Source organism: Streptomyces sp. NPDC007346 (assembly GCF_040703535.1).
Lineage (GTDB): Bacteria > Actinomycetota > Actinomycetes > Streptomycetales > Streptomycetaceae > Streptomyces.
This window is the reverse complement of record NZ_JBEYKR010000208.1, coordinates 1-9,145: the sequence shown is the minus strand read 5'-3', so window position 1 is coordinate 9,145 and position 9,145 is coordinate 1. Positions and strand designations below refer to the sequence as shown.

The window sequence follows — 9,145 nt, the reverse complement described above, 5'->3', positions numbered from 1 at the left end:
CCGGGGGGGGGTGTGGGTGGCCCGCGGGCCGAACCTTCTTCTGGGGGGGGGGGGGGCCCGGGGGGGGGGGGGGGGGCCGCGGGGGGGGGGGGGGGGGGGGGGTGGGCCCCCCCCCCCCCCCCCCCCCGCCCCCCCCCCCCCCCCCCCCCACCGCTTGATCCGACGGGCCGGTAGGTGCTGGCGCTGAGCACGCCGGTCCGCCGGTCGGCGTGTTCGGCGGTGATCGCCCACGGCTTGTCCTGGGCTGGTCTGCCCATGGCCTGCACGGCCCGAGCGGTCATGGCCACTCTGCCGGCGTTGCTGCTGCTCCTGGTCGCAGGCACCGCATGCGGCCGGCGGATCAGGCGAGACCTCCTACGGCGTCGTCTTCGCCGGGAACGGCTGGGCCGGCACGAGTCCCGGTGCGAAGGCAGCACGCCTGCGTCGGTCCGCCGACCCAGGCGGCGGCCGTGATCCCGTCCTGGAATCCGGCCCAGCGGGCGCCCAGATTTGCCTACCGGCGGCTCTCCGAGTGGTGCGGGCTGAAAATCAGGCACGCGGACACGACGGAGGCCCGGGTGGGCTGCACGGGCCCCGCCGCCGAACCGCACCCTGGGCTTCCTGCTGCCCGGGGGAGAGCACGGCGTGTCTCTCTGCCCGCCCGGACCCCGCGCTCGCCGCCCCGGTCGGTGCTGCCCTGGCCGCCGCGCCCGGCCCGGAGGAGAGGGAACGGGGCGGCGGGGACGTCGGTCTGGTGGTGGAGGTGCTGGCTGGGCCGGGTCGCCACGGCACGCTCACCGTCGTCCGGATGCGCCGGGCGAAGAGCCTGGCCGCGTGCTCCTGTCCTTCGGGCGCTGAGCCCCGTTCGAAGGGGTGAGGCGGGAGCGGGAGCAGCCCTGGGGAGGAGGTGGGGCCGCCGCCCCCGGCCGCCCCCCCACACACACAGGCCAGCAGGTAGCCCTGGCGGTTGGGTGGTTGCTATCTGGTGATGGTGGGGTTGAGCCATGCGCCGTGGCCCCCGGCGCCGCAGTTGTTGATGGTGAGGGTGATACGGAACGCGTCGGTGATGTCGACGGTGGCCTTCTCGGCCGACTGGCCCACTCTCATGGTGCGTTGGAAGCCGGCCTCGTCGTCGACGGTGACGGTGAAGTCCGCGCTGGAGGAGGTAGGGCTGTCGTCGGCGATGCCGACGTGTGTCACGAGGGTGGTGTAGGCGCGGTCCAGCTGCCAGGTTGCGACGGTCTCGCAGGACAGGGAGTCGGGAACGTGCAGGGCGTCGGGGTACTCGCGTAGGTTCACGGTCTGCGGGCCGGAGAGGTAGCCGTCGTCCTCGAACGCCGCCAGGTCGGTGACGAGCGACCGGGCTCCTGCGGCGGGGGGCGCCGGTGGGGGAGCGGGGGTGCCGGTGGCGCTTGGTTCCCTCGTGCCGGGTGGGGCTGTGCTGGGTGTGGGGGTGGCCGGCTCCGCGGTGGTGGGGAGGGGAGCGGGCGTGGTGGGAGCTGGTGTCGGGGTGGTGGCTTTGCCGGTGTCGTCGTGCGGGCCGGTCGCCCAGATGCCCACGGCCGCGCCGCCGCCGGCGAGCAGCACGACCGCGACCGCACCCCCGATCAGTGCAGCAGCACGCCGGCGGCCCGACCTCTTCGTTCCCCTCTGCCCGTCCGCCCCCGGGGAAAGCCGGGGAGGCACGGGCGGCAGCGTCGTCCGGTCCTGCCCCGCACCACTCCTGGAGGACACCGGGACCAGGCCGCTCTCGGTGTCGGTTTCCTCGAGCGCGGCGAGCTGGGTGCGGCAGGTGTCGAGTTCGCTGATCAGAGTGGTCCGGCGCTGGACGAGGGCACTGCGGCGCCCGGCCAGGACCCGGCCCTCCTCCTCGAACTGCCGCTTCCTGTCCTCGGCACCCGCACCTGCCTGGCGGATCTGTTCCTCGAGGTCGCTGCGGAGCTGGTTCTCCCGGGCACGGACCTGTGCGAGCTCGGCACCGAGCCGGGCGAGTGCTTCCTCCCCGTCCAAAAGACGCAGCAGCAGACTGTTCTGGTCGCTGCCCCGCACATCCGCGCCGGTGTCGATGAGAACCTGGCGGTAGGCGGTGAACAGCTCCGTCCTGCGGTGCGGCCCCGCAGGATCATCCGTACGGCGGGTCACCTCGGTGAGCAGGTCGTGCAGGAAGTCCCACGGCGGCAGGTTCGCACCCAGGGTGTACTTGCGGACCGTGGAGTCCTTGTAGGCCGGGTAGCGCTGGGCGAACTCACGCGAGCTGAGCCCCGTCAGATCCAGCAGCACCCGCAACCGCCCGCCGAACTCCGCCTTCAGCCGGTCCTTACGCTCCCGCTCCTCCTGCCGCGCGACAACACCGTCCCCACCGTCGCTGCCCTGCCCGTGCGCCACCTGTGCCCCCAGTTCCACCGGAGGCAGCACCGTCAGCCGCCGGCGCCCGCCCCCACCACCGCGGTGCCCTCGGCCACCACGTTCCCACCCCGGAATCTGCCCCGCCGGCGCAGTCGCCCACCAGCGGAAAGCCCCGCCACTGTAGAGCCAACAGCCAGCCCGGAAAGGGGCGTTGGCCAAGACATGATGCTCCGCCGACCGTCCTGGCCGAAACCCGCTCCGCAGGCTGGTTCCCGCACCTACCGAAAGGGCGTGTTCCCCATGACGACCACCGACCCCACCTCGCCCACGCCGACCCCCGCCCCCTCTCCGCCCCCGGCGGCTGCGCCCGTATGCGCCTCGCGGCGGTCCGTGCTGACGCTCGCGGCCGCGATGGGCCTGCTCGCCACTGCGGGCCTCCTCTACGTCCTGGTCGACCGCCCCGGCCTGCGGGAGCCCTTGGAGGCTGCGGCCACGATCATGGGTGCGCTCTGCACCGTAGGTACGCTCCTGTGGACTGTTCTCGGGGTGCGACGTCCGCGGTGACGGGCCAGGGGACCAGGCGGCGGGCAAGCCGTGTGAGGGGGCTTGCGATCATCGAGGACATTGGCTCACTCGCCTGCGGTGGGGCCGGTGCTGAGGGGGCGCCACCCGGCCGGCCGGGGCACGGGCAGGGCAGGGTGCGTGCCCGGCGCCGGGCACGAGAGGCATGTGAACGCGGACGGGCCGTGCCGCTCGTGCCGGCACGCGATCCGGCTCCTGGACGACACCGCATGGGCTCTGGGCACAGAGGGAGCCAGGCCGCATGATCTTCAGCTGACGGTTGGGGCCCGTCACGACCGTGCGGACTCGGCCCGCCCACTGAGCCGAGCCGCCGCCGGCCCGCGGACCAGTGAGGTGCCGAGCCTCAGGCTCAAGCAGCAGCGCACGGGCACCGAACAGCGGCCTGCCGTACCGAAAAACCGCAGTGCAAGAGGACAAATCTCGCTGTTCACGATCCCCACAACCCTGACCAACGACACGATCCGGGCCCTCTCCGAGCGGCCGGCACCCGGTTGGGACAAGGCCAAGACGGTACTGGACAAGATCGCCGCCGAACGGAAACCGCGCCGCGCAATCCACTACCGCACAGCCGCGCTGCTCCGTCTCGCGCTTGCCGTGCTCGCGGCCGAAGACACCCCGCTGCTGCCCGAGGTATGGCTGAGGGACCACCCCAAGGCCGCAACACCACCCCTCTTGTCCCGCAACGTGCCGGGCTGCCCGCCCCGCGCCGGAACCTCTGCGGCTGTTCCGGTACCGGCAGACCCACGCCCGCCACCGGCCCGACGAACCGCAGGGATGTCCCGGTGCCGGTCCCCGCGGTCGTGCCCGGACTGTCAGGCGTGGATGTCCTCCTGCCGTACGGCTCCCGCTGCACCCCCTGTCAGCACTGGCGCGAGAAACTGGCCCGTGGCACCTGCGCACGCTGCCACCGCGACGGCCTCCCCCGCGCAAGGGCCACTGCCGCGGCTGCCGCCCGTACCGGCTCCTCGAGGAGGCGTGCCCCGCCACGTCCTGCTACACAACTGCTGATCGGCGTGCCGACCGGCACCTGCGGGCCCCCGCCGATCCCGGCAGACGAGATTCCCGGCCCCGACCTGCCGCCCGCTCCGACTCATACCGTGGCAGGGCAGGAACAGCTGTTTGTCGTCCAGCACGACCGGACGCGGCTACCGCCACCTCCTCGGGGCCGGAACACCGCCGAGCCGGTACTGACGGGAACGACCGCGCGGCTGGTAGAGGACTTCAAACAGATCCTGCACGAGCGGCGGTCACCCAGCCGCAACACCAGCATCCGCACCCTGACCGTCCTCGCCCACTGGTGCGGCGCCCAGACGGCCATCTCCGAGCGGGACATCCATGACCTGGCCCGGACCGGCCCGGACCTCAAGGCCAAGACCGTCCGCCCGTTCCTGCACGACCGGGGCCTCCTCATCCAGCACCCTGACCTTCACCGCGATTCACCGCGACGGGGCCTGACGTGGATCGAATCCACCCTCGCCGCACTTCCGGAACCACCCGGCGACGAAGTCGAGCAGTGGGCGGAAGCGCTTTGCAGTCAAAGGCCGTCACGAGGGCGAACTTCGCTCCTACGAGGACATCCGCCCCTACCTGGCCTCCCTCGAACCCGTGCCCACCAAATGGGCCGAGGCCGGTGTGCCCTCGCTTCGGGAGCTCACCAGACACCACGTCGAGACCATCGTGAACGCCCCATTGCGGGCGCGCCCGCAGGAAGCTCGCAGTCGCCCTGCGCAGCCTGTTCACAGTGGTGAAGCAGGCACAGGTAGTTTTCCGCGACCCCGCCCGGCACCTCTCCGTCGGGAACCCGAAGGGCGCCCCGACGCCGGCGCCCAGTGACCTCCTGGCCAACGCGCCACAGCGGACGAAACCCCCGCTCGGGCGTCGGACCACCGTCCTGGCCGCCGTCCACGCCGTGCCCCGCCACGAACTCCGCACGATCCTGACCCGCGACCTGGACCTCGCCCGCGGCACCCTCACCATCCACCGCAGCCTGCTACGGCATGCTCGCCCCCGGCGGCCGCCGATACGTTCTCGAGCTGGACGGGAAGGAGCACTACTCGCGTGATGGGAAGGCCGCACCCGACCTATACGCCGACATGGTCCGAGAACATCGCCGGATTCGTCTTCAGGGGTACGAGGTGTACCGGTTCGGCGGAGCCGAGTCCGTGGACCCACAGGCTGCCAAGCTCATGCTCAGCGGGTTCTTCGACCAGTTGCTGGCTCCATAGCTCCGCCCCCACAAGGAAGCCGTACGAGCTGCCGTCACCTCCAAAGCCGGAGCGGGTACAAGCTCGACAGCCCAGATCATTGCGGCCGGGCTGTCGCGCTGCGACTCAGTGCCAGACCGAGTCAGGCCCAGTCCACACCGAGTCCCCGGACCGCGTCGAGCTGCTCCTGGGTGAGTTTGTCGCGTCGGGCTTTGGCGTTGGAGATCCATACGCCCAGTTTCACGACCACCGGCTCGCCCTGGCCGTAGACCGCGATGATCTCGCTGTGCCCGCGCGGTACCGGCCGGTCCGCGCCTTCCCGCTCCACCCACTGAGTGAGGGCTGCCAGGCCGCGCTGGAACGCAGCTTGGGCCTTGCTCGGGCTCTTCGCCGTACGGGCGGCTGCCGGGGCGGGAGAAGTGGGCTCGATGACGGGAATGCCCAGTGCGGCCAGTCGCTCGCGCTGTTCGGGCATCAGTTGCGCCTGGACGCCCGCGTTCTGCTGCGCCCATCTCCAGGTGCCGATGTCGTCGCCGTCGTATGTGATGCCGGGGGCGATGTAGGGGAGGGTCCCGTCGGCGTCCACGAGGTCGGCGAGGATCCGGTAGTGCCGCTGCCAGTTCAGCGGCCAGGGGCAGTTCCAGTCCTCATCGATCGCCGTCAGCTGCGCCGCCCGCTTCTCGGCCCGGTCCGGGCCCTTGCCCAGGCCGCCCTTGCGGCGGAGGTTGGCCATGTGCTGCCCGATCGGCACCAGGCCCTCGGCTTCGCTCTCGCCCCACATAGCGTCCTGCCGGGGTGCGAGGTGTCCGGTGGCCCGCCGGTAGGAACGGAGCGCGGTGAGCTTGTTCTCCCAGGCTTCCTCGCCGGGTTCCCAGACCATCCCGGCCTCGGGTGCGTCCAGGAGCTCCTTGCGGTGCGGATCGAGTTCCCCGGCCCGCAGCGCTTTCCGCTGTTGATGGACCCATCGGCCCAGCGGGAACGACTTTGTGACCCCCACCTCGGTCTCGACGTCGTAGGGGACGGCGTGGACGCCGGTGATCTTGTTCTCCTTCCGCCAGCGGATGAGTGCCTGGTAGCCCTCCAGCCAGACCAGGGACTCCGGCCGGTAGACCCGGGTGCGCAGGAATGCCGCGATGGCCGCGGCATCACGCGGGCTGGAGAAGTGGAGCAGGGCGGCTTCGGCGGCGGACTGGGTGTCGTCGTCCTCCTGGTCCTCGCCGCCCCCCTCCCCGCCGGCACCGACGATCTGCCCGTTCTCGTCACGCCGGACGTGGATCTTGCGCTTCCCGCTCGTGAGCGCGCGGGAAGCGAGCTGTTCGACCAGGCGTTCGTCATGCGAGCGCAGGCCTTGGAGGACGGCTACAAGGGGGCGGAACGAGGCGCTGGCGACCATGTCGGTGGGGTCCTCGCCGGGCTCCAGGAACACCGGCACGATGATCCGGGCGACCTTGGTCGAGCCGTCCTTGTTGAGCCTGAGCGCCCGGCCGATGTTCTGCACGATCTCGACCTGGGAGCCGCGGGTGTCGGCGAAGCAGATCGAGTCGACTCCCCGTTCGCCGGTGATGTCCACGCCTTCCCCCAGCACGCGAACGGACGCGAGGAAGGCGCGGTGGACCCGGCGCCCGTCCGCGTCGATGCCGCCTGCGAACTGGCGCAGGGCCTCGCGTCGCTCACGGACGAGGTGGTCGCCGCACAGCCACGCCACCCACACCCGGTCCGGGGGTACGTGGCGGCCGGCCTCCAGCTCGTAGAAGGTCGCGTCGATCGACGACTTCGGCAGCTTGTCGGCGGCCGCAAGGTCGGCGTCGGAGGCGTCGTTCATGTACAGCTCGGCTGCGGTCTGGGGGAGCTTGTCCGCGAACGCGCGGGCTTCCTCGACCTTCTGGTGGAACGTCATGACCGTACGCAGGTTGTACGCCGCCGCGTGCTCCAAAAGCGCGGTCTGCAACAGGGCCAGGCGCCGGCCGCGCCGCGCCTCCTCCGACTCCCCGACCACTGGGGCCGGGTCGCGGATCTCCAGGACGTCGATCTCGAACCCGGCAAGAATCTCCCGCTCGATCGCCTCCGAGAGCCCTAGCTCCGCGCCGGGGAGCCAGGCGCCGAACAGGCCGTCCGGGTCATCTGCCATGCTCGCGATCTCTGCCTCCTGGCCGCCGGTGCCCTTCTGGGGGCGGGCGGCGGCGAGGATGCGCGGGGTCGCGGTCAGGTAGAGCCGGAAGTCCGCCGGGATGCGCTGGTTGTCGTGGATCGCGGCCCACGGACGCCCGAGCTCGCCCGTGGTTGAGTGCGCTTCGTCCACGATGGCGAGGTCGAACCGGACCATCCGCTGCCCGTACAGGCGCTCTCCGCCCGCCAGAGCGGCCTCCAGCGGCCCACGCACCTTCCGTTGGCCCTCGGGTGCGTCAACGTCCTCACGGTCCACGAGAGAGGCGTATGTGGCGAACACGACCACGGGCCCGGACCCGGCCCAAAGAGCCAGCTGGATCGGGTTCGTGGTCGTCCGCACGCCCAGCGAGTTCAGCACCGCATCGTTCTCCAGCGAGCACACGGCGACCATCGGGGCCCGGTGACCGACCGCCCGCCAGGCCTGGGCGGTCTGCGCGAGCAGGTCCAGGGTCGGCACAGTGACGAGGACCCGGCCGTCCGGGAAGCACTCCAGAGCGCTCGCAGCGGCCATGATCGTTTTACCGGAGCCGGTCGCTGACACGATCGTGCCCCGGGCCCCCTGCGGGGGCACAGATGATCTTGCAGGGAATCCGACCCACTTACGGAAGGCCACTTTCTGGTCTACCTGGTGTTTCTTGAGCGGAATCCTGCTCATCGTCCGTCCTTGTCGTTCGTTCCGTACAGCCAGATTTTCTTGAGTCGACTGAGCGAAATTTCTTCGTGGCCTTCCTGCTCCCATACGCCTTCCAGCCAGAGCGGGGCGTGGTCGATCCGCTCGCAGAGCACGAACGACTCGGGGAGCTCGACCAGGTGGTGGAAGCCGCGCGGGTAGAGGCCCTCGGGCCCGTAGGTGCGCCACAGCTCCTCCAGCCGCGCCCGGTTCGCGCGGAGGTGCTGATCCAGGGACTGCGGGTACGCTTCCCGGTCCGCCAGATGTACGGTTTGCAGCGCCAGGCCCACCAGTTCGCGGGACAGTTCGGTGTCCCATTGGGCGGAGTTGGTGCCGGTCACGGCCGCGTAGTGCGTCTCGCATACGGCCCGGACCTGCTCCCCGTACAGGCCGCCGGGCAGCTCGTTGGCCCGGCGCACCTTCGCCAGAGCGTCCTCCACCGACCGCGCCTCGGTGTAGTTGGTCAGCGTGGCCGCCCCGGGGTGCGCCTCGTCGGTACGCATGGCCAGGACCCGGTACCGGGTCAGTGCGGAGGGCTCCGCGCCGTCCTCGGAAAGGCCGGCACCCGCTCCGGCCGCCGTCCCGGGCTCTTCGCCGTCCAGCTCTTCCTGCCACCGCAGGAAGGTCTCCGCCTCCTCTTCCGCTGCCTGGTAGGCGGCGTCGCACTTGTCACCTCCGTACGCAGCCGCTGTTTCGGCCCACGACTCCAGCAGCCCGGCGTGCTCCCACCGCTCCTCGGAAGCCGGGAGCAGCCCGTGCCTGCCGTCCATCAGCGCAGGCAGCACCCTGCTGAGGGCGGAAGGCGCGGCCAGAGACGGGACGGGCAGTACGAGGGTGTTCTCCAGCCCGTAGTCGTCCAGCACGCTGTATGTCCAGCGCCTGGCGGAGGACCACGTCAGGGTGATCCCCTCGGGCCACGCCTGCGCGTTCACGGAGGGCGTGCCCACGGGCCAGCGCCACGTAGCGACGCAGGAGCCGCGGTGCTCGTCAGTGCAGACCACCGAGTAGGAAGCCCCCGGGAAACCCGACCGAATGAGTTCCTGCTTCACAGTACGAACGTAGCGCAGATAGGGAAGAGATCCACTGCCATTCCTTCGTTTCGGCCAAGGTGTTCGGCCGCGAGAAGATGTACAGCATCGGGCTGATCAACCTGCACTTCTGGCTGGCCACGATCGGTACCGTGCTGTACATCGCCTCG

General features: G+C 71.0%; 5 protein-coding genes. 2 read left to right on the top strand and 3 right to left on the bottom strand.

Annotated elements, in window-relative coordinates; all coding sequences use genetic code 11:
• Positions 1-957 precede the first annotated feature (957 nt).
• Positions 958-2,382 (bottom strand): NPCBM/NEW2 domain-containing protein, encoded by a 1,425-nt coding sequence (locus AB0917_RS32000; protein ID WP_366823216.1) that lies wholly within the window; start codon positions 2,380-2,382, stop codon positions 958-960.
• 243 nt (positions 2,383-2,625) lie between these two features.
• On the opposite strand from AB0917_RS32000, the gene AB0917_RS31995 reads away from it, so the two are divergent.
• Both AB0917_RS31995 and AB0917_RS31990 read left to right on the top strand, forming a co-directional pair.
• Positions 2,626-2,889 (top strand): hypothetical protein, encoded by a 264-nt coding sequence (locus AB0917_RS31995; protein WP_366823215.1) that lies wholly within the window; start codon positions 2,626-2,628, stop codon positions 2,887-2,889.
• Between the two features lie 2,015 nt (positions 2,890-4,904).
• Complete coding sequence (locus AB0917_RS31990; protein WP_366823214.1) at positions 4,905-5,132, top strand: hypothetical protein; 228 nt, start codon at positions 4,905-4,907, stop codon at positions 5,130-5,132.
• A gap of 121 nt (positions 5,133-5,253) precedes the next feature.
• Here AB0917_RS31990 and AB0917_RS31985 read toward each other — a convergent pair whose 3' ends face one another.
• Together AB0917_RS31985 and AB0917_RS31980 are read right to left on the bottom strand one after the other, a co-directional pair.
• Positions 5,254-7,932: a Helicase associated domain protein gene (locus tag AB0917_RS31985; protein WP_366823213.1), complete on the bottom strand. Its 2,679-nt coding sequence runs from the start codon at positions 7,930-7,932 to the stop codon at positions 5,254-5,256.
• Positions 7,929-8,894: a hypothetical protein gene (locus AB0917_RS31980; RefSeq protein WP_366823212.1), complete on the bottom strand. Its 966-nt coding sequence runs from the start codon at positions 8,892-8,894 to the stop codon at positions 7,929-7,931. Before AB0917_RS31980 ends, AB0917_RS31985 begins: the two co-directional genes overlap by 4 nt.
• Between the last annotated feature and the right edge of the window lie 251 nt (positions 8,895-9,145).